This window comes from Streptomyces sp. NPDC033229 (genome assembly GCF_055576875.1).
The window spans coordinates 105,246-125,192 of record NZ_JBVIQR010000024.1 but is presented as its reverse complement, the minus strand read 5'-3'; the positions used below and the strand labels follow the sequence as shown (position 1 = coordinate 125,192).

The window sequence follows — 19,947 nt, the reverse complement described above, 5'->3', positions numbered from 1 at the left end:
CCGCCGCGATCTGGCACAACCACAAGACCGGCCAGCCCGTCATACGCTCCTTGATCGCTTATGACCACTGATCACATCGGAATGACTCGTCTAGGAGCAACCGCGATGCCCTCCGCCCCCCGACTCCTCTCCGACACCGCGCTGGTCTTCGGGCGCTACGCCCGGCAGACCCTGCGCTCGAAGATGGCCGTCACCTTCGGCATGCTGATGCCGCTGCTCTACCTCGTTCTCTACGGGCCCCTGCTCACCGACGTGCCGCTCGGCTCCTCGGGCAGCTCCTGGCAGATCCTCGTCCCCGGGCTGCTGCTCCAACTCGCGCTGTTCGGCGCGGGCTTCGCCGGGATCGGCCTGCTGATGGAGAAGCAGCACGGCGTGGTCGAGCGCATGCGGGTGACCCCGGTCAGCCGACTGGCCCTGCTGCTGGGACGGGTGCTGCGCGACGCGGTGCTGTTGACCTTCCAGGCCGGGCTGCTCGTCCTCGCGGCCGTCGCCATGGGGCTGCGCGCGCCATTGCCCGGCGTGCTCATCGGCTTCGCCTTCGTCGCCCTGTTGGCGGCCTCGCTGGCGTCGCTGTCCTACGCGCTGGCCATGAAGGCCTCCGCTCCCCAGGCGTTCGCCCCGGTCGTCAACGCCGTCAACCTGCCCGCGATGCTGCTGTCGGGCCTGATGCTGCCGATGTCGCTGGCGCCCGGCTGGCTCGACGCGCTCTCCCACCTGATGCCGCTGCGCTATCCGGTCGACGCGGTACGCGCGGCGTTCGTCGGCCACTACACCGCTCCGGCCATGCTCCACGGCGCTCTCGCGGCACTCGCCCTGGCCGCCGTCTCCGTGACGGCGGGCACACGGCTCTTCCGTGCGGCCGGTGCGTAGCTAGGCTCGGACCCATGGTCAATCTGACGCGCATCTACACCCGCACCGGGGACGACGGCACGACCGCCCTCGGCGACATGAGCCGTACCGTGAAGACCGACACCCGGATCGCGGCGTACGCCGACGCGAACGAGGCGAATGCCGCGATCGGCGTGGCCATCGCGCTGGGGCAGCTGCCGGAGGAGGTCGTCAAGGTACTCGTACGGGTGCAGAACGACCTCTTCGACGTCGGCGCGGACCTGGCGACGCCGGTCGTCGAGGAGCCGAAGTACCCGCCGCTGCGGGTCGAGCAGTCCTACGTCGACAAGCTGGAGGCGGACTGCGACCACTTCCTGGAGGACCTGGAGAAGCTGCGCAGCTTCATCCTCCCCGGCGGCACGCCCGGCGCGGCCCTGCTGCACCAGGCGTGCACGGTGGTCCGGCGCGCCGAGCGCTCCACATGGGCGGCGCTGGAGCTGCACGCCGACATCATGAACCCGCTGACGGCGACCTACCTCAACCGGCTCTCGGACCTGCTGTTCATCCTGGCGAGGACGGCGAACAAGGAGCTGGGGGACGTGCTCTGGGTACCGGGCGGTGACCGCTAGCCTGCCGCCTGCGGCGGCGAGCGCCCTGCGGGCGCGTCCTCGATCTCCCCCAGCTACCGCTGGGGGGACCCCCAGCGCACTCAATTGAGCCCGTCCGGCGATTGAGGTCCGCCGCGCAGCGGTGGTGCGGACGACACGCGCCCGCAGACACCCGCTCACGTAATCCGTTCGGCACGGCTGTCCTTCGGCCGCTTCGGCCAAATCGTGTAGCTCGCCGCGATGGCCAGGTTGATGCCGATCACGAAGAGCATCTTCGTCTGCCAGGCGCGCAGCGAGCTGATGTCGCCCGAGTCGCCGACGTACCAGATCGCGGCCTGGAGCAGGCCCATGGCGACGACCGACGCCAGCACCCAGCGGCCGGCGGTCTTCCACTCGTGGACCGTGCGCGCCATGCCGTACTTCGGTGCCTTGAGCGGCGGGGGGCCGCCCGCGAAGCGGTGGGCGAAGCGCTGGTCGACCCACTTGATCGTGGTGTGGCCCAGACCGACCGAGTAGCCGATGTAGACCGCCGCCAGGCCGTGCTTCCAGTCGGCCTCGGCACCGCCCCGCAGATCTATCGCGGTGGCGACCAGCAGCACCAGCTCCAGCACGGGCTCCAGCAGCAGCACGGCCGCGCCGGTGCGGGGCATCTTCGCCAGGTAGCGCAGGCTCAGGCCACCGGCCAGCAGCACCCAGAAGCCGACCTCACAGACGATGATCAGCGTGACGATCACGGGGTCTCTCCTTCCCTTACCGCCCCCTCGTACGGGACCTCTCCAGCGTCGCCGCCGGCCGGCCGCGTCTCGTCGTCGCGCGTGACGATCCCGCGCTGCATCCTTCGATGTACCGAAGCCCCTCGCGAAGGGCCCCGCAGGGGACGTCCGCACCCTCTCCGACATGCTGTGATGGATCCATGCCGGCCAGCACCCGCAGCCTCCCCAGCCGTCCCCACCGTGACGACGTCCTCATCGCGGCCGTCGGGCTGCTCGGCGGGCTCACCCTGTGGTTCCTCGGGCTGAGCAGCGACCCGGCGGTGCTCGGGCTGCCGAAGTGGCTGTCCCTGGTCGCGCTGGGCATCATGTGCGGCACCGAGTTGCTGCGGCGCAGCGCCCCGCTGACCGGGCTCGTGATCGGCACGGTCACGATCGTGCTCGACATCTGCACGGGTTCGCTCGTCGCGACGATCGCCATGTACACGGACGTCGTGTACGCGGCCACGCTGTACGGGCGGCTCTCCGTCGCCCGGCGCATTCCGCGCGCCTGCGAGCTGGTGACGGGCATCGCGACGCTGCTGGCCCTGGCCGTCATCCGGGAGCCGGAGGCGCTGCTCATCGGCTTCGGCGTCGGGGTGCTGACCATCGCCCCCGCCTGGACCGGCATCGGTATCCGTGAGCACCGGGACGCCGCCCACGCGGCGCGGCTGGAGGCCGAGCGGACCGCGCTGCTGGCCGAGCTGGACCGGCGTGAGGCGGTCGGCGCGGAGCGCGCCCGGATGGCGCGCGAGCTGCACGACATGGTCGCGGGGCATCTGTCGGCCATCGCGATCCACTCCACGGCCGCGCTGTCGATAGGCGATCCCAAGGCGTCCAGTGAGGCGCTGACCGTGATCCGGGAGAACAGCGTGCAGGGGCTCGCCGAGATGCGCCGTCTCATCGGGCTCCTGCGTCACGCGGTCCCCGAGGAGGGGCCCGCCGCCTCGCCCCGGCTCGACGGAGTCGACGCGCTGCTCGCGCGGGCCCGTACGACCGTGCGCGACGACCGCTTCGTCTTCGTCCTGCGGGACGCGCGCGGCCCGGGCACCCTCCCGGCGCCGGTGGAGCTGGCGGCGTACCGCATCGTGCAGGAATCGCTGACCAACGCCGTCAAGCACGCGGCGCCGGGCGAGGTGGTGGTGGAGCTGTCCCGCGACGGGCAGGGCGGCGGGCCGGGTGCCGGGGCGCTGGCCGTGCGGGTGACCAGCTCGCTGGGCGGCGACCGGCACGGCCCCCGGGCCCCGGGCGCGGGGGCCGGGCTGGTCGGTATGCGGGAGCGGGTCGCCCTGCTGGGCGGGGCGTTGGAGGCAGGCCCGGTGGCCGGATCCGACGGAGAGAAGTTCTGGGAGGTACGGGCGGAACTGCCCGTGGAAGAGGAGGGGACGCCATGACGGACCACGAGACGACCGCCGGGCACATCCGCGTCGTGGTCGCCGACGACCAGGCCGCTGTGCGGTCCGGGCTGGTGCTCATCCTGCGTTCGGCGCCCGGAGTCGAGGTCGTCGGCGAGGCCCCGGACGGCGAGGAGGCTGTGCGGCTGGCCCGCGAGCTGCGGCCCGATCTGGTGCTGATGGACGTACAGATGCCGCGTCTGGACGGGGTGTCGGCGACGCGGCTGATCGTCGCCGAGGGGCTGGCGGACGTCCTCGTGCTGACCACGTTCGACCTGGACGAGTACGTCTTCGGGGCGCTGCGCGCGGGGGCGGCCGGGTTCCTGCTCAAGAACAGCGAGGCCGCCGACCTGGTCGCGGCCGTCCGGACCGTCGCGCGCGGCGAGGGGCTGATCTCCCCGGCCGTGACGCGCCGGCTGATCGCGGAGTTCGCCCGCCCCGTGCCCGCGCGGTCGGCGAACGCGCCCGACCCCGCCGTCCTCGACGCCCTGACACGCCGCGAGCGCGAGGTGCTGGCGGCACTCGGGGCGGGGCTGTCGAACGCGCAGATCGCCGAGCGGCTGGGGATGGCGGAAGCGACGGTCAAGACGCACGTCAGCCGGTTGCTGGGGAAGCTGGAGCTGCGCAGCCGGGTACAGGCGGCCGTACTGGCCCAGGAGTTGGGCCTGGTCCAGACCTCTTGACCGTTGGTCCAGACCTTCTTACCCTCCCCTCACAACTGTGGTGAGGGTGTTCATATAACGCACACTCACCGGGCTGCGCACAGGTTCCGACGTTCGTCCCCCACCAGTTAAGGACTCCCCCAGCCCACCGCTGGGAGGTGCCCCCACACTCAAGGAGTTTCCCTTGAGCACAGGAACCTCAGGACATACCAGACACACCAAACGCATCGCTTCCCGAGCCGTCGTGGTGCTCGCCGCACTACTGCTCCCGCTCGCCACGCTGGTCGGCCTGGCTGCCGCACCGGCCCAGGCGGCGGCCTCCGCGACGGCCTCCTTCGCCAAGACCTCCGAGTGGGGCAGCGGCTTCCAGGGCCAGTGGACGGTGAAGAACACCGGCACCACCACCATCAACGGGTGGACCGTCGAGTGGGACTTCCCCGCCACCACCACCGTCGGCGCCTACTGGGACGCCCTGATCACTTCCACCGGCGGGCACCACACCGCGAAGAACCGCGAGTACAACGGCACCATCGCCCCCGGCGCCAGCGTCTCCTTCGGCTTCGTCGCCTCCGGCGACGGCGAGCCGAGCGGCTGCAGGCTGGACGGCGGCCCCTGCGACGGCTCCTCGGGCGACGACCCGCCGAGCGCGCCCGGTCAGGCCACCTCCACCGGCGTCACCGAGAACAGCGTCTCGCTGAGCTGGGCGGCGGCCACGGACGACAAGGGCGTCAAGAACTACGACGTCCTGCGCGACAAGACCGTCGTCGGCACGGTCTCCGGCACCACCTTCACCGACACCGGTCTGACCGCCGACACCGAGTACACCTACACCGTCGTCGCCCGGGACACCTCCGGCCGGACCGGACCCGCCTCCCCGCCCACCACCGTCCGTACGAGCACGGGCGGCGGCACCGACAAACCGCCCTCCGCCCCCGGCACCCCCCAGGCCACCGCCGTTACCGACACCTCCGTCGCACTGAAGTGGACCGCCGCCACCGACGACAAGGGCATCAAGAACTACGACGTCTACCGCGGCACCACCAAGGTCGCGACCGTGGCCAAGCTCGCCTGGAAGGACACCGGGCTCACTCCCGGCACCGACTACGCCTACACCGTCGTCGCCCGCGACACCGCCGACCAGACCGGCAAGTCCAGCCCGCCGCTGACCGTCCGGACCACGGGCGGGGGCGGGCAGCCCGGCGAGTACGCGAAGGTCGGCTACTTCGTGCAGTGGGGCATCTACGGGCGCGGCTACACGGTGAAGTCCCTGGACACCACGGGCGCCGCCGCCAAGCTCACACACCTCAACTACTCGTTCTCCAACATCGACCCGGTGAACCTCACCTGTCTCAACGGCGTCACCAAGGCCACCTCCCCCAACCCCCAGGACCCCAACCAGGGTGACGGCGCGGGCGACGCCTGGGCCGACTACGAGAAGGGCTTCGGGGCGGGCGAGTCCGTCGACGGCGTGGCCGACACCTGGGACCAGCCGCTGGCGGGCAACTACAACCAGCTCAAGAAGCTCAAGGCCAAGTACCCCAAGCTCAAGACCCTGATCTCCGTCGGAGGCTGGACCTACAGCAAGTACTTCTCCGACGTGGCCAGGACGGACGCCTCCCGGCAGAAGTTCGTGAAGTCCTGCGTCGACATGTACATCAAGGGCAACCTGCCGACCACCGGCGGGCGCGGCGGCGCCGGGGCCGCGGCAGGCGTCTTCGACGGCTTCGACCTCGACTGGGAGTGGCCGGGCTCCGACGGCCACGCCGGAAACCACGTCTCGAAGGACGACAAGGCGAACAACACCCTGCTGTTCGCCGAGTTCCGCCGCCAGCTCGACGCCCTGAGCACCACGACCGGCAAGAAGTACCTGCTCACGGCCTTCACCCCGGCCGACCCGGGCAAGATCGAGGCGGGCTGGGACATCACCACCAAGGACGGCACGCCCAGCGTCCTCGACTACATGGACTACGCCAACGTCCAGGGCTACGACTTCCACGGCTCCGGCAGCGACAACAGCTGGGAGCCGAACCGCACGGGCCACCAGGGGAATCTCTACACCGACGCCCAGGACCCGTACCCAACGAAGTTCAGCGTCGAGTCGACCGTCCAGGCATACCTCGACGCCGGCGTCGACCCGCGCAAGGTCGTCCTCGGCCTCGCGTTCTACGGCCGCGGCTGGCAGCAGGTCGCCGACGGCGGCGCGCGCGGCGAGTGGCAGGCGGCGGGCGGCGCGGCCCCCGGCCAGTTCCCGGAGGAGGCCGGCACCCGCGGCTACGACAACCTGCTCGCGTCCGTCCCCAACCTGACCGTGCACCACGACGAGCAGTCGGTCGCGACGTACGGCTACACGGGCGACAAGGGCCAGTGGTGGACCTTCGACGACGTCTGGTCCATCAACAAAAAGACCGCCTGGCTCAGGTCGAAGAGCCTCGGCGGGGTGATGATCTGGGAGATGTCAGGTGACAGTGGGACGCTCATGACCGCCGTCGACAGCGGTTTGCGATAGCCGCCGTACCTGTCCGGCGGATCGCGCGGGCGCACCACCGCTGCGCGGCGGTGTCCTCAAACGCCGGACGGGCTGGTATTGGCTGACCTCAGCCAATACCAGCCCGCTGGGGGGAGACGCGCCCGCAGGGCGCTCGCCGCCGCAGACGGCCCGGGGGCCTACGCCACGTTGACCCTCTGCCCCGGCGGCGCCGCCTCCAGCCACGCCAGGAAGCCGGTCAGGGCGTCCTCGCTCATCGCCAGTTCCAGCCGCGTACCGCGGTGCATGCAGACCAGGACGACGGCGTCGGACAGCAGGGCCAGCTCCTCCTCGCCCTGCGGCGTACGCCGCTCCAGCACCTCGATCGAGGCACGCTCCAGGAACCGGCGGGGCCGGTACGCGTACGAGAAGACCCGGAACCACTCGATCCGGTCACCGTTGTACCGCGCTACGCCGTACACCCACCCCTTGCCCGCCGGCTCGGGGTCGTCCTCGGGGACGTTCCAGCGCAGGCTGCAGTCGAAGGTTCCCCCCGACCGCTGGATGAGCCGTCTGCGCAGCCCGAAGACGAAGAGTCCCACCAAAACCAGCAAGACGACGATGCCGCTCACGAGCAGAGCGAGGACCATCTCCACCGACCTCCTCGCATCATCTAGAGCAACCGCACCTGTATTGCCTCAGCCGCGGACCGCCCTGGAGAACTCCAGTGCGGTCCGCGGCTGAGGGACGAACTCAGTGAGTCGCGGGGTTCAGTGAACGCCCGTGACCGAACGCAGCCGGACATCCGCACGACGCTCGGCGTGCGCGTCGGCCTCGGCCTTCGCGCGCTCCAGCGCCCGCTCCGCGCGCTGGACGTCGATCTCGTCGGCCAGCTCCGCGACCTCGGCGAGCAGCGAGAGCTTGTCGTCCGCGAACGAGATGAATCCACCGTGCACCGCAGCGACGACATTGCCGTCCGCGGTCTTGATCGTCACCGGGCCGGACTCCAGCACACCGAGCAGCGGCTGGTGGCCGGGCATGACGCCGATGTCGCCCGATGTGGTTCGCGCGATGACCAGAGTGGCCTCGCCGGACCAGACGCTTCGGTCCGCCGCGACCAGCTCGACGTGCAGCTCAGCAGCCAACGTGGCTCCTCGGGTCTCCACCTGCCGGGTCTGACAGGTGTTGGGTCAAAGAATAGGGGACGTACGGTCCGGGGGCGGGGGAGCCCCGCCCCCGGACCGCTGATCACAGGGCTCGACGAGCCCGAGGATCAGGAGACGCCCAGCTCCTTGGCGTTGGCCTTGAGGTCCTCGAGGCCACCGCACATGAAGAACGCCTGCTCGGGGAAGTGGTCGTAGTCGCCGTCGCAGATCGCGTTGAACGCGGCGATCGACTCGTCCAGCGGCACGTCCGAACCGTCCACGCCGGTGAACTGCTTCGCCACGTGGGTGTTCTGCGACAGGAAGCGCTCGACGCGACGGGCACGGTGGACAACGAGCTTGTCCTCCTCGCCCAGCTCGTCGATACCGAGGATCGCGATGATGTCCTGGAGGTCCTTGTACTTCTGCAGGATCGTCTTGACGCGCATGGCGGCGTCGTAGTGCTCCTGCGCGATGTAGCGCGGGTCCAGGATGCGGGACGTCGAGTCCAGCGGGTCGACCGCCGGGTAGATGCCCTTCTCCGAGATCGGACGCGACAGCACGGTCGTCGCGTCGAGGTGCGCGAAGGTCGTGGCCGGGGCCGGGTCGGTCAGGTCGTCCGCGGGGACGTAGATCGCCTGCATCGACGTGATCGAGTGACCACGCGTCGAGGTGATGCGCTCCTGCAGCAGACCCATCTCGTCCGCCAGGTTCGGCTGGTAACCCACCGCGGACGGCATACGGCCGAGCAGGGTGGACACCTCGGAACCGGCCTGGGTGTACCGGAAGATGTTGTCGATGAAGAAGAGCACGTCCTGCTTCTGCACATCGCGGAAGTACTCCGCCATGGTCAGACCGGCCAGGGCGACGCGCAGACGGGTGCCCGGGGGCTCGTCCATCTGGCCGAAGACGAGCGCCGTCTTGTCGATGACGCCCGAGTCGGTCATTTCCTCGATGAGGTCGTTGCCCTCACGAGTGCGCTCACCGACACCGGCGAACACCGACACACCGTCGTGGTTGTTGGCCACGCGGTAGATCATTTCCTGGATCAGCACGGTCTTGCCGACACCGGCACCACCGAACAGACCGATCTTGCCGCCCTTGACGTACGGGGTCAGCAGGTCGATGACCTTGACGCCGGTCTCGAACATCTCGGTCTTCGACTCGAGCTGGTCGAAGTTCGGGGCCTTGCGGTGGATCGGCCAGCGCTCGGTGACCTCGACCGTGGACGGGTCCACGTTCAGGATCTCGCCGAGGGTGTTGAACACCTTGCCCTTGGTGACGTCACCGACGGGCACGGTGATGCCCGCGCCGGTGTCGGTCACCGCGGCCTGGCGGACCAGACCGTCGGTGGGCTGCATGGAGATGGCGCGGACCAGGCCGTCACCCAGGTGCTGGGCGACCTCGAGGGTCAGCGTCTTGAGCTTGCCGTTCTCGGCCGGGTCGGCGACCTGGACGTGCAGCGCGTTGTAGATCTCCGGCATCGCGTCGACGGGGAACTCCACGTCGACGACCGGGCCGATGACCCGCGCGACGCGGCCGGTGGCCGTGGCGGTTTCAACAGTCGTGGTCATAGTGGTCAGTCACTCCCCGCGTTCGCGTCGGCCAGGGCACTGGAGCCACCGACGATCTCGCTGATTTCCTGGGTGATTTCGGCCTGGCGGGCCGCGTTCGCAAGCCGCGAGAGCGACTTGATGAGTTCGCCGGCGTTGTCGGTCGCCGACTTCATCGCGCGACGGCGGGCGGCGTGCTCGGAGGCAGCCGACTGCAGCAGCGCGTTGTAGATCCGGCTCTCGACGTACCGCGGCAGCAGCGCGTCGAGGACACCCTCGGCCGACGGCTCGAAGTCGAAGAGCGGAAGGATCTTGCCCTTGCCCGCCTCCTCGGCCTCGTCCGTCACATCGAGGCTGAGCGGCAGCAGCCGCTTCTCCACCGGCGACTGCGTCATCATCGAGACGAACTCGGTGAAGACGATGTGCAGCTCGTCGACGCCGCCCTCGGCGGTGTCCCGCTGGACCGCCTCGATGAGCGGACCCGCGACCTTCTTGGCGTCCGCGTAGGTCGGGCTGTCGGTGAAGCCGGTCCACGACTGGGCCACCGGACGCTCCCGGAAGCCGTAGTACGCCACGCCCTTGCGGCCGATGATGTACGTCACGACCTCCTTGCCCTCCGAGCGCAGGCGCTCGGTGAGCTTGTCCGCGGCCTTGATGGCGTTGGAGGAGTAGCCGCCGGCCAGACCGCGGTCGCTCGTGACGAGCAGCACCGCGGCGCGGACCGGGTTCTCGACCTCGGTGGTGAGGGCGTGCTTGGTGTTCGAGCCGGTGGCAACCGCCGTCACCGCGCGGGTGAGCTCACTCGCGTACGGCGTCGATGCCGCCACCTGGCGCTGCGCCTTGACGATGCGCGAGGCGGCGATCATCTCCATCGCCTTGGTGATCTTCTTGGTCGCGGTGACGGAGCGGATGCGACGCTTGTAGACCCGGAGCTGGGCTCCCATGGATCAGGTCCCTTCCGTCGTCGTCACTTCGCGGAGCCGGCCGTGGCGTCGTCACCGAGAAGCTTGCCGTCCGAGGTCTCGAACTGCTTCTTGAAGGTGGCGATGGCGTCGGCGAGCGCCTGGAGGGTGTCGTCGGACATCTTGCCGCCCTCGACAATGCTGTCCATCAGGCCCTTGTGCTCGCGGCCCAGGTAGTCGAGCATCTCGCGCTCGAAGCGCTGGATGTCCTCGACCGGCACGTCGTCCATCTTGCCGGTGGTGCCGGCCCAGACGGAGACGACCTGGTTCTCGACCGAGTACGGGGCGTACTGGCCCTGCTTCAGCAGCTCGACCATGCGCTTGCCGCGCTCCAGCTGCGACTTCGAGGCCGCGTCCAGGTCGGAACCGAAGGCGGCGAACGCCTCCAGCTCGCGGTACTGGGCGAGGTCGACACGGAGTCGGCCGGAGACCTGCTTCATGGCCTTGTGCTGGGCCGAGCCACCGACGCGGGAGACCGAGATACCGACGTTCAGCGCCGGGCGCTGGCCCGCGTTGAACAGGTCGGACTCCAGGAAGCACTGGCCGTCGGTGATGGAGATGACGTTGGTCGGGATGAACGCCGACACGTCGTTCGCCTTGGTCTCGACGATCGGCAGACCCGTCATCGAACCGGCGCCCATGTCGTCGGAGAGCTTGGCGCAGCGCTCCAGCAGACGCGAGTGCAGGTAGAAGACGTCACCCGGGTAGGCCTCACGGCCCGGCGGGCGGCGCAGCAGCAGGGACACGGCGCGGTAGGCGTCGGCCTGCTTCGACAGGTCGTCGAAGACGATCAGGACGTGCTTGCCCTGGTACATCCAGTGCTGGCCGATGGCCGAGCCGGTGTACGGGGCGAGGTACTTGAAGCCGGCCGGGTCGGACGCCGGAGCCGCGACGATCGTCGTGTACTCCAGGGCGCCGGCCTCCTCCAGCGCACCGCGCACGGACGCGATGGTGGAGCCCTTCTGGCCGATGGCGACGTAGATGCAGCGGACCTGCTTCTTCGGGTCGCCGGAGCGCCAGTTGTCGCGCTGGTTGATGATCGTGTCGACGGCCAGCGCGGTCTTGCCGGTCTGGCGGTCGCCGATGATCAGCTGACGCTGGCCACGGCCGATCGGCACCATCGCGTCGACGGCCTTGAGGCCGGTCTGCATCGGCTCGTGCACCGACTTGCGGACCATGACGCCAGGAGCCTGCAGCTCCAGGGCGCGGCGACCTTCGGTCGCGATCTCGCCGAGGCCGTCGATCGGGTTGCCCAGCGGGTCGACGACGCGGCCGAGGTAACCCTCGCCTACCGCGACGGAGAGCACCTCACCGGTGCGCTGCACCGGCTGGCCCTCCTCGATGCCGCTGAACTCGCCGAGGACGACCGCACCGATCTCGCGCTCCTCGAGGTTGAGGGCGAGACCGAGGGTTCCGTCCTCGAACCGCAGCAGCTCGTTCGCCATGGCCGAGGGAAGACCCTCGACCTTCGCGATGCCGTCGCCGGCAACGCTGACCGTACCGACCTCCTCGCGCGAGGCCGCGTCCGGCTTGTACGCCTGGACAAAGTTCTCCAGCGCGTCCCGGATCTCCTCCGGCCGGATCGTGAGCTCCGCCATCTGGGTTCCCTGCTCTCCTTGTTGGGCCCGAAGTATTTCTTCTCTGGAGGAAGCCCTCCAGAGGTCACCGTCGGCCCAACTCGGGCCGTCAGTCATGCTCTTGAGTTGGTGGCTGTCAGCCGGCCATCCGGCGGCTCGCCTCGGCGAGCCGGTCCGCGATGGTGCCGTTGATGACCTCGTCACCGATCCGCACCTGGACACCACCGAGAACCTCGGGGTCCACGTCCAGGTTGAGGTGGACACGCCGTCCGTACAGCTTGGCCAGCGCCTCACCGAGGCGCTGCTTCTGCTGGTCGTTCAGCGGTACCGCGGACCTGACCTCCGCGACCATCCGGTCCCGGCGGTCGGCGGCCAGCTTGGAGAGGGCGGTGAGCCCCGCTTCCAGGCTACGGCCACGCGGGTGCGTGACGAGTCGGATCACCAGACGCTCGGTGACCGGGTTGGCCCGGCCGCCCAGCAGGCTGTGCAGCAGCTCGGCCTTGGCCGAACGGCTCGCGACCTTGTCGGTCAGCGCCGACCGCAGCTCGGCGTTCGCGGTGACGATCCGGCCGAAGCGGAACAGCTCGTCCTCGACGTCGTCCAGGACATCGGTCCGCTGGGCCGCGATGAAGTCGGCGCTGTCGGCCAGCTCCTCGATCGCGTCCACGAGGTCACGCGAACGCGACCAGCGGGAGCGGACCATGCCGGCCACCAGATCGGCGGTCTCGCCGCCCACCTGGCCGCCCAGCAGCCGCCGGGCAAGCTCGGCCTTGGCCTCGCCGGACTGCGCCGGGTCGGTCAGGACCCGACGCAGCGACACCTCGCGGTCGAGCAGCGCGGTGACGGCGGCAAGCTCCTCGGCGAGCTTCGCCGCGTCCACGGACGTGTTGTCCGCCAGCGCGTCGAGGCTCTCGCGTGCGGAGGCCAGGGCCTCGCGGCTCGCTCCGCTCATCGGGTCACCTCTGCCTTCGCCGCACCGGCCGACTTGTTCTCGAGTTCGTCGAGGAAGCGGTCGATGGTCCGGCTCTGCCGGGTGGCGTCCTTGAGGGACTCACCCACGAGCTTGGCCGCCAGGTCGCCGGCCAGCTGGCCCACGTCCTGTCGCAGCGAAGCCGCTGCGGACTTGCGGTCGGCCTCGATCTGGGCGTGGCCGGCCGCGATGATCTCCTCGCGCTGACGCTGACCCTCGGACCGCATCTCGGCGATCATCGCGACGCCCTGCTCCTGCGCCTCCTGGCGCAGACGCGCGGCCTCGTGGCGGGCGTCGGCGAGCTGTACCCGGTAGTCGTCGAGCACCTGCTGCGCCTCGGCCTGCGCGGCCGCGGCCTTCTCCAGACCGCCTTCGATGGCCTCGCGGCGCTCTTCCAGAACCTTGTTGATCTTCGGAGAGAGCTTCTTGGCCAGGAAGAAGAAGACGATGGCGAAGGCGATCAGACCGATGACGAGCTCTGGGATCGGCGGCAGGAGGGGAGCTTCCACTTCCCCCTCGCTCGCCAAGAGCAGGGCTTTCACATCAATGCCTTCCGTCGAAAACAGTGGTCGTCGGACCGTGATCAGGCAGACGGGTAGACGAACGGCATGACCAGGCCGATCAGGGCGAGCGCCTCACAGAAGGCGAAGCCGAGGATCTGGTTGGCGCGGATCAGGCCGGCGGCCTCGGGCTGACGGGCCAGCGCCTGGGTGCCGTTACCGAAGACGATGCCGACGCCGACGCCGGGGCCGATCGCGGCGAGGCCGTAGCCGATCGAGCCGAGGTTGCCCTTGATCTCGACACCAGCGGCGATGGTCTGGAGAGCAGCAGACATGCTCGTTCTTCCTTCTCTTTCACGGACCGGTGGGGGTTGGCCACCGGACGATTGTTGGACTGGGAGGCGAGGGCACTCAGTGGTGCTCGGCGAGCGCGCCCTGAACGTAGTTGGTGGCCAGCAGCACGAAGACGTACGCCTGGACGGCCTGGATGAACAGCTCGAAGGCGGTCATCACGATGGTCATCACGAACGAGACACCCGCGTAGGCGATGCCGATCCCGTTCAGCAGGTACCAGCTGGCGATGGTGAACATCAGGATCAGCAGGTGACCGGCGAACATGTTGGCGAAGAGTCGCACCGCGTGGGTGAACGGCCTGACCAGCACGTTCGAGAAGAACTCCAGGGTCACCGCGAGCGGGAGGACGCCACCGAGCGACTTGTCGTAGCCGGTGATGTTCTTCAGACCGCCGACGAAGCCGTGCTTCTTGAACGTCAGGTACATCCACAGGACGTAGACGATCAGCGCGAGCGCCGCCGGGAAGGCGATGATCGAGGTCACGGGGAACTGGGCGACCGGAATGATCGACCAGAGGTTCATGATCCAGACGAAGAAGAACAGCGAGACCATGAAGGGGACGTACTTCTCGCCCTCCTTCTTGCCGAGCGCCTCGTAGACGATGCCGCGGCGTACGAAGTCGTAACCCGCCTCACCGACCATCTGCAGCTTGCCCGGGACCACCTTCGCCCGGCCGAACGCCGCCCAGAAGAAACCGATGATCAGGAACGTGCCCAGCACGGCCAGCAGCATCGGCTTGTTGAAGTCGAAGCCACCGATGCTGAAGATCGGTTCAAACAAGAACGAGTGAAGGCCTGGGGCTGGGAAGCCGCACCCATCGAAGATGTGGCAATCGGTCTCGAAGGCGAGCATCTGTTCAGCACTCACCGCGAGCTCCTTCAGCGTGGCGCATAGGTACGGCAACCTCGTTGTGTCGGCGCGGCGCACAGCCGCGGAACGGCACTGGACTGGTCTTGCGGATGGGGGGGCAGGTGACCGGCGCGGGACCGGTCGGCGTAAGCGGCATCAGCTGCATGGACCGCCGATTCCGTCCCGGGATACTCGGGAGTTCAGCTGCCTGCGCCCACTGTGCCTCAGATGGCACCGGACGATAGCAGGTGAGCACCGGCACCTTTATGGCGGCCCTACCGGTCACGACGGAGACCCTGCGGGCGCGGACTTCTTCGCCTCGGAGGATTCCGGTTCCACATAAAGGATCTTGGCCTTCATGTAGGCGCGCGTCTGGGCCGCAGTCCACACGAGGACGGCGGCGAGCAGGGCGAACGCGAAGGCGCGGGTGTTGAAAAGCGAGGTGTCCCGGAAGACCGCCAGCACGACGGCGGAGATCAGGAACTGGGTCACGTACAGCACCAGGCCCATGGCCTGGAACAAGTGCGGGAACGACTTCGCGGTGCGCTGGAGCACATAGAAACCCAGGGCCATGACGCCACCCGCGACGGCCGTGCCGACGGCGGCGCCGATCGCACCCTTGCCACCGGCGAGGACACCGCTGACGGCGACAGCGACCACGCCCGCGAGGGCGGTCGGGACGGCGCAGCGCAGGAGTGTTCGAGCGTCGTTGGACTGCATGAAGGGTTTCTCCGGCGAGAGGTCGGAAGCAACGATTCGTCGTGGACGAGCGTATCCCCGGGAGTGAGACGTGACTCGCGACGAAGGGCCGCCGCACTACGGTCCTTCGGCTCTAGCACCGGGTTTAGTGAACGGTATCACAAACTATTTGATGAGGTCTTTACCTACATCGTGTGCCAGCCCTCACACGCACGGGTGAATGTGCTGGTCGGAGGGCTGACGGGCCACATATTTCTCTGCTAAAAGCCCCCGAAACCTGCGGGACTGCTTGGTCAGCGGTGGCTGCTGATCTTCCTGGTGTGCGGGAAGCGCGAGCGGTCGCCGATGGCCGTCGCCCCGTGCAGCCCCGCCGGGACCGGCTCGCGCTGCTCCCCGATGCCCGCGCCCTCGGCCGTCCCGCCGACGCCCGCGCCTCCTGCCAGAGCGACCACGACCGACTTGCGGCGGCGGTAGCGCGGCGGCACGAAGGCCTCGGCCCAGCGCGGGGCGCGCGGGGTGAAGCGCGGCAGCAGCAGCAGGACCAGACCGACCGCGCTGAGCGCCACGATGACCAGCAGGATCCAGACGCTCGCGGAGTGCACCGAGTAGGCGACGGTGCCGAAGGCGATGAGCGCCGACCAGAAATACATGATCAATACGGCGCGGCTGTGCGAGTGGCCGATCTCCAGCAGCCGGTGGTGCAGATGCCCGCGGTCGGCGGCGAACGGCGACTGGCCGTTCCACGTCCGGCGCACGATGGCCAGCAGCAGGTCCGCGACGGGCACCGCGATCACCGTGAGCGGCAGCAGCAGCGGGATGTAGACCGGCACCGTGGCGTGCACGGCCGCCCGCTCCGAACCGACGAAGAGACTGAGCGCGTCCGGGTCGAGCTGCCCGGTCACCGAGATGGCGCCCGCCGCCAGCACCAGGCCGATCAGCATCGAGCCGGAATCGCCCATGAAGATCCGGGCGGGGTGCATGTTGTGCGGCAGGAAGCCCAGGCACATGCCCATCAGGACCGCCGCGAACAGCGTCGCGGGCGCGGCCGCCTCCAGCCCGTACCCGAACCAGATCCGGTAGGTGTACATGAAGAACGCGGCGGCGGCGATGCAGACCATGCCGGACGCCAGGCCGTCCAGGCCGTCCACGAAGTTCACGGCGTTGATGGTGATGACGACCAGCGCGACGGTCAGCAGCGTGCCCTGCATCGGCGTGAGCGAGACCGGGCCCACACCGGGCACCGGGATCCACAGGATCGTCAGACCCTGGAGCACCATCACACCGGCGGCGATCATCTGCCCGCCGAGCTTGACCAGGGCGTCCACGCCCCACTTGTCGTCCAGCACACCGAGCAGCCAGATCAGCCCGGCCCCGGAGAGCAGCGCCCGGGGCTCGTTGGACAGCTCGAAGACGCTCTTGAGGTTCGACAGGTGCGCGGCCACCAGCAGTCCCGCGCACAGCCCGCCGAACATCGCGATACCGCCGAGCCGCGGCGTCGGTTCGCGGTGCACGTCCCGCGCGCGGATCTCCGGCATCGCCCCGGCCGCGATGGCGAACTTCCGCACCGGACCCGTCAGCAGATAGGTGACCGCTGCGGTGACGCACAGCGTCAGCAGATATTCACGCACGGGCTGCCCCAGAGTTTTCGCTGGACATCACAGCCCCACACCATATTCGCGTCCGCCCCCGATCGGTGAATGTGGCTGGAGACGTTCGCCACGCCCCGGCGGTTGCGGAGGGTCAGAAACGGGCCGGATCGGGCGGGAACTCCGCTGCCAGGCGCAGCACCGCGTCCCGGACGGCGCCGCCCGGGACGTCTCCGCGCAGCGCGGTGCCCATGAGGGCCGCCAGGCGGCCCATCTCGGCCTCGCCCATGCCCTGGGTGGTGATGGCCGCGGTACCCAGCCGCAGGCCGTGACCGGTGCCGTGGGGCAGCCCGCAGGTGTCCAGGACGATGCCCGCCGCCGCGAGCCGGCCGCGGGCCGCGGCGGCGTCCGGCGCGAGCGCCCCGAGGCGGGCGGTGATCAGATGGGTGTCGGTGCCGCCCGTGGTCACGGTGAGTCCCTCCGCGGCCAGCGCGGTGGCCAGCGCGCGGGCGTTGGCCACCACCCGATGGGCGTACGTGGTGAACGCCGGGGTCGCGGCCTCGCCGAAGGCGACGGCCTTCGCCGCCACGGTGTGCATCTGCGGGCCGCCCTGCGTGAGCGGGAACACCGCCCGGTCGATCCGGTCCGCCAGCGCGGCGCCGCACAGCAGCAGCCCGCCGCGGGGGCCGCGCAGCACCTTGTGCGTGGTGGCGCACACCACGTCCGCGTACGGCACGGGGCTGGGCGCCGCTCCCCCGGCGACCAGGCCGATGGGGTGCGCGGCGTCGACGACGAGATAGGCGCCGGTCTCGTCGCAGATGTCGCGGAAGGCGGCGTAGTCGGGGTGCCGGGGGTACGAGATCGAGCCACAGACGATCGCCTTGGGCCGGTGCTCACGGGCCAGGGCCCGGACCCGCTCGTAGTCGATCAGCCCGGTCTCCGCACTGACCCCGTAGCCGACGAAGTCGTACCAGCGGCCCGAGAAGTTCGCCGGTGAGCCGTGGGTGAGGTGCCCGCCGTCGGTGAGGGCCATGGCGAGGACGGTGTCGCCGGGGCGCAGCAGGGCGGCGTAGGCGGCCATGACGGCGGCGGAGCCGGAGTGCGGCTGGACGTTGGCGTGCGCGGCGCCGAAGAGGTCCTTGGCGCGGTCGACGGCGATGCGCTCGGCGGCGTCGGCCAGCTCGCAGCCGCCGTGGTGGCGGGCGCCGGGATAACCCTCGGCGTACTTGTTGGCCAGCGGGGAGCCGAGGGCGGCGAGAACGGCGGGCGAGGTGAAGTTCTCGGCGGCGATGAGCTGGATGCCGGTGGCCTGCCGGTTCGCCTCGCCGAGGAGGATTTCGGCCATCTCGGGGTCCTGCCGCAGCAGCGCGTCGAAGCCGGGGCCCCATGCGGGGTGGCCGGTGGCCCCTTCCGCGCTGGCGCCCCTGGTGGGCGTGGGGGTGACGGGCATCGCTGGCTCCGGGCTGTGCGGGTGCGATGGGCTCTTCACCCCCAATGTAGGCCGGGGCCGGTCCGCCGGCGCGGTGCGCGCGCGGTCCCGCCTTTACCGCCTGCGGCGGTGAGCGCCCTGCGGGCGCGTCCTCAATCGCCGGACGGGCTGGTTTTGGCTGGGCTCAGTCCAGTCAAGCCCAGCCCGTCCGGCGATTGAGGACACAGCACAGCAGCCCGTCCGGCGATTGAGGACACCGCCGCGCAGCGGTGGTGCGGGGACGACACCCCGGGCCTCAGGCCCGGGTCGGTACGCCCGTCAGCGCCGTGACGACCGGGTCGAGGGCCTGGTTGATCTCGTCACCGATGGAGCGGAAGAAGGTGATCGGGGCGCCGTAGGGGTCGTGGACCTCGTCGGCCTCCGCGTTCGGGGCGAGCAGCCAGCCGCGCAGCGCGGCGGCGGCCTGCACCAGGGCGCGGGCGCGGTCGACCACCCCGCCGGCCTGCTCGGGGTCTGGCAGCGTCGCGTGGTCTATGGCCCGTACCAGCCGGGTGAACTCCTTGAGCGTGAACGTCCGCAGCCCCGCGGAGTGGCCCATGGAGATGACCTGGGCGCGGTGATCGCGGGTGGCGGTGAGCACGAGATCGGCGCGGATGACGTGCTCGTCCAGCAGCTCCCGGCCGATGAAGCCGTCCGGGTCGGCGCCGAGGTCGGCCAGGACGGTCGCCGCGTGCGCCTCCATCGGGGCTCCCTCATGTCCCCAGGTGCCGGCGCTCTCCACCACGAGACCGCCCGTGAGGGGGTCGCCGAGGCGGTCGGAGAGGGCATGGCGGGTCAGCCGCTCGGTGATGGGCGAGCGGCAGACGTTGCCGGTGCTGACGTGGAGGATGCGGAAGGTGGGGACCCCGGACCGGCCGGGGTCATGGGTGTCCGGTCCCGCTATGCCACGCCCCTGCGGGGCGATCAATTGGCCACCTCGAGATCGGGGACTACCTCGCGCAGCTGCTCGGCGCTGAGCGCGCCGGCCCGCAGCAGCACGGGCACCTTGCCGGTGACGTCGACGATGGAGGAGGGCACGTTGTCCGGGGTGGAGCCGCCGTCGAGGTAGACCGAGACGGAGTCGCCGAGCATCTCCTGCGCGGAGTCGCAGTCCTGCGGGGCCGGGTGGCCGGTGAGGTTGGCGCTGGAGACGGCCATGGGACCGAACTCGGTGAGCAGCTCGATGGCGACGGGGTGCAGCGGCATCCGCACGGCGACGGTGCCGTGCGTCTCGCCGAGGTCCCAGGTCAGCGACGGCTGGTGGTTGGCGACCAGGGTGAGCGCGCCGGGCCAGAAGGCGTCGACCAGCTCCCAGGCCTGCTCCGAGAAGTCCGTGACCAGCCCGTGCAGGGTGTTCGGAGAGCCGACGAGCACGGGCGTGGGCATGTTCCGGCCGCGCCCCTTGGCCTCCAGGAGGTCGCCGACGGCCTCACGGCTGAAGGCGTCCGCACCGATGCCGTAGACGGTGTCGGTGGGCAGCACGACCAGCTCGCCGCGGCGGACCGCGGCGGCGGCTTCGCGCAGACCGGTCTTGCGGTCGGTCGCGTCGCTGCAGTCGTATCGCCGTGCCATCACATCTCCT

General features: G+C 69.8%; 20 protein-coding genes. 5 read left to right on the top strand and 15 right to left on the bottom strand.

The features are described from left to right. Positions 1 to 105 precede the first annotated feature (105 nt). Both ACZ53N_RS21800 and ACZ53N_RS21795 read left to right on the top strand, forming a co-directional pair. Positions 106 to 870 carry an ABC transporter permease gene (locus ACZ53N_RS21800; RefSeq protein ID WP_469142479.1) on the top strand — a complete coding sequence of 255 codons (765 nt, stop codon included), beginning with the start codon at positions 106 to 108 and terminating at the stop codon, positions 868 to 870. A gap of 14 nt (positions 871 to 884) precedes the next feature. Continuing rightward, on the top strand, positions 885 to 1,457 hold the full coding sequence (locus ACZ53N_RS21795) for a cob(I)yrinic acid a,c-diamide adenosyltransferase (RefSeq protein WP_469142478.1): 573 nt from the start codon (positions 885 to 887) through the stop codon (positions 1,455 to 1,457). Positions 1,458 to 1,612: 155 nt separating this feature from the next. Here the strand turns inward: ACZ53N_RS21795 and ACZ53N_RS21790 are convergent, their stop codons facing one another. Further along, a complete protein-coding gene (locus ACZ53N_RS21790; RefSeq protein ID WP_469142477.1) occupies positions 1,613 to 2,170 on the bottom strand; it encodes a hypothetical protein in 558 nt (185 codons plus the stop codon). Positions 2,171 to 2,349: 179 nt separating this feature from the next. On the opposite strand from ACZ53N_RS21790, the gene ACZ53N_RS21785 reads away from it, so the two are divergent. The 3 genes from ACZ53N_RS21785 to ACZ53N_RS21775 all read left to right on the top strand — a co-directional run bounded on the left by ACZ53N_RS21785 (position 2,350) and on the right by ACZ53N_RS21775 (position 6,747). Further along, a complete protein-coding gene (locus tag ACZ53N_RS21785; protein ID WP_469142476.1) occupies positions 2,350 to 3,579 on the top strand; it encodes a sensor histidine kinase in 1,230 nt (409 codons plus the stop codon). After that, complete coding sequence (locus ACZ53N_RS21780) at positions 3,576 to 4,262, top strand: response regulator (RefSeq protein WP_469142475.1); 687 nt, start codon at positions 3,576 to 3,578, stop codon at positions 4,260 to 4,262. The genes ACZ53N_RS21785 and ACZ53N_RS21780 overlap by 4 nt, the downstream gene beginning before the upstream one ends. A gap of 163 nt (positions 4,263 to 4,425) precedes the next feature. Next, a complete protein-coding gene (locus ACZ53N_RS21775) occupies positions 4,426 to 6,747 on the top strand; it encodes a glycosyl hydrolase family 18 protein (RefSeq protein ID WP_469142474.1) in 2,322 nt (773 codons plus the stop codon). A gap of 158 nt (positions 6,748 to 6,905) precedes the next feature. Here the strand turns inward: ACZ53N_RS21775 and ACZ53N_RS21770 are convergent, their stop codons facing one another. The 14 genes from ACZ53N_RS21770 to ACZ53N_RS21705 all read right to left on the bottom strand — a co-directional run bounded on the left by ACZ53N_RS21770 (position 6,906) and on the right by ACZ53N_RS21705 (position 19,937). Beyond that, positions 6,906 to 7,355: a DUF2550 domain-containing protein gene (locus ACZ53N_RS21770; RefSeq protein ID WP_469142473.1), complete on the bottom strand. Its 450-nt coding sequence runs from the start codon at positions 7,353 to 7,355 to the stop codon at positions 6,906 to 6,908. A gap of 120 nt (positions 7,356 to 7,475) precedes the next feature. Beyond that, positions 7,476 to 7,850: a F0F1 ATP synthase subunit epsilon gene (locus tag ACZ53N_RS21765; protein ID WP_130879940.1), complete on the bottom strand. Its 375-nt coding sequence runs from the start codon at positions 7,848 to 7,850 to the stop codon at positions 7,476 to 7,478. 128 nt (positions 7,851 to 7,978) lie between these two features. Beyond that, the gene (atpD, locus tag ACZ53N_RS21760) at positions 7,979 to 9,421 is read right to left on the bottom strand and encodes a F0F1 ATP synthase subunit beta (protein WP_469142472.1); all 1,443 of its coding nucleotides are present in this window, start codon (positions 9,419 to 9,421) and stop codon (positions 7,979 to 7,981) included. Positions 9,422 to 9,426: 5 nt separating this feature from the next. Beyond that, complete coding sequence (locus ACZ53N_RS21755) at positions 9,427 to 10,344, bottom strand: F0F1 ATP synthase subunit gamma (RefSeq protein WP_469142471.1); 918 nt, start codon at positions 10,342 to 10,344, stop codon at positions 9,427 to 9,429. Between the two features lie 23 nt (positions 10,345 to 10,367). Beyond that, entirely contained in the window at positions 10,368 to 11,960 is a 1,593-nt protein-coding gene (atpA, locus tag ACZ53N_RS21750; RefSeq protein WP_130879937.1) for a F0F1 ATP synthase subunit alpha, read from the bottom strand. A 115-nt stretch (positions 11,961 to 12,075) separates the two neighbouring features. Next, the gene (locus ACZ53N_RS21745) at positions 12,076 to 12,891 is read right to left on the bottom strand and encodes a F0F1 ATP synthase subunit delta (RefSeq protein WP_469142470.1); all 816 of its coding nucleotides are present in this window, start codon (positions 12,889 to 12,891) and stop codon (positions 12,076 to 12,078) included. Then, positions 12,888 to 13,451 (bottom strand): F0F1 ATP synthase subunit B, encoded by a 564-nt coding sequence (locus ACZ53N_RS21740; RefSeq protein WP_469142469.1) that lies wholly within the window; start codon positions 13,449 to 13,451, stop codon positions 12,888 to 12,890. Before ACZ53N_RS21740 ends, ACZ53N_RS21745 begins: the two co-directional genes overlap by 4 nt. Positions 13,452 to 13,492: 41 nt before the next feature. After that, a complete protein-coding gene (atpE, locus tag ACZ53N_RS21735; protein WP_087926250.1) occupies positions 13,493 to 13,744 on the bottom strand; it encodes an ATP synthase F0 subunit C in 252 nt (83 codons plus the stop codon). 76 nt (positions 13,745 to 13,820) lie between these two features. Next, on the bottom strand, positions 13,821 to 14,615 hold the full coding sequence (gene atpB, locus ACZ53N_RS21730) for a F0F1 ATP synthase subunit A (protein ID WP_130880319.1): 795 nt from the start codon (positions 14,613 to 14,615) through the stop codon (positions 13,821 to 13,823). A 279-nt stretch (positions 14,616 to 14,894) separates the two neighbouring features. After that, on the bottom strand, positions 14,895 to 15,332 hold the full coding sequence (locus ACZ53N_RS21725) for a hypothetical protein (RefSeq protein WP_469142468.1): 438 nt from the start codon (positions 15,330 to 15,332) through the stop codon (positions 14,895 to 14,897). A gap of 272 nt (positions 15,333 to 15,604) precedes the next feature. After that, positions 15,605 to 16,939, bottom strand: coding sequence for an MraY family glycosyltransferase (locus ACZ53N_RS21720; protein ID WP_469142467.1), 1,335 nt, complete (start codon positions 16,937 to 16,939; stop codon positions 15,605 to 15,607). 112 nt (positions 16,940 to 17,051) lie between these two features. Next, complete coding sequence (locus tag ACZ53N_RS21715; protein ID WP_469142466.1) at positions 17,052 to 18,347, bottom strand: serine hydroxymethyltransferase; 1,296 nt, start codon at positions 18,345 to 18,347, stop codon at positions 17,052 to 17,054. 274 nt (positions 18,348 to 18,621) lie between these two features. Beyond that, positions 18,622 to 19,293, bottom strand: a complete 672-nt coding sequence (locus ACZ53N_RS21710; protein WP_385964364.1) for an arsenate reductase/protein-tyrosine-phosphatase family protein — start codon at positions 19,291 to 19,293, stop codon at positions 18,622 to 18,624. Beyond that, positions 19,290 to 19,937 carry an L-threonylcarbamoyladenylate synthase gene (locus tag ACZ53N_RS21705; RefSeq protein WP_469142465.1) on the bottom strand — a complete coding sequence of 216 codons (648 nt, stop codon included), beginning with the start codon at positions 19,935 to 19,937 and terminating at the stop codon, positions 19,290 to 19,292. Before ACZ53N_RS21705 ends, ACZ53N_RS21710 begins: the two co-directional genes overlap by 4 nt. Positions 19,938 to 19,947: the final 10 nt, after the last annotated feature.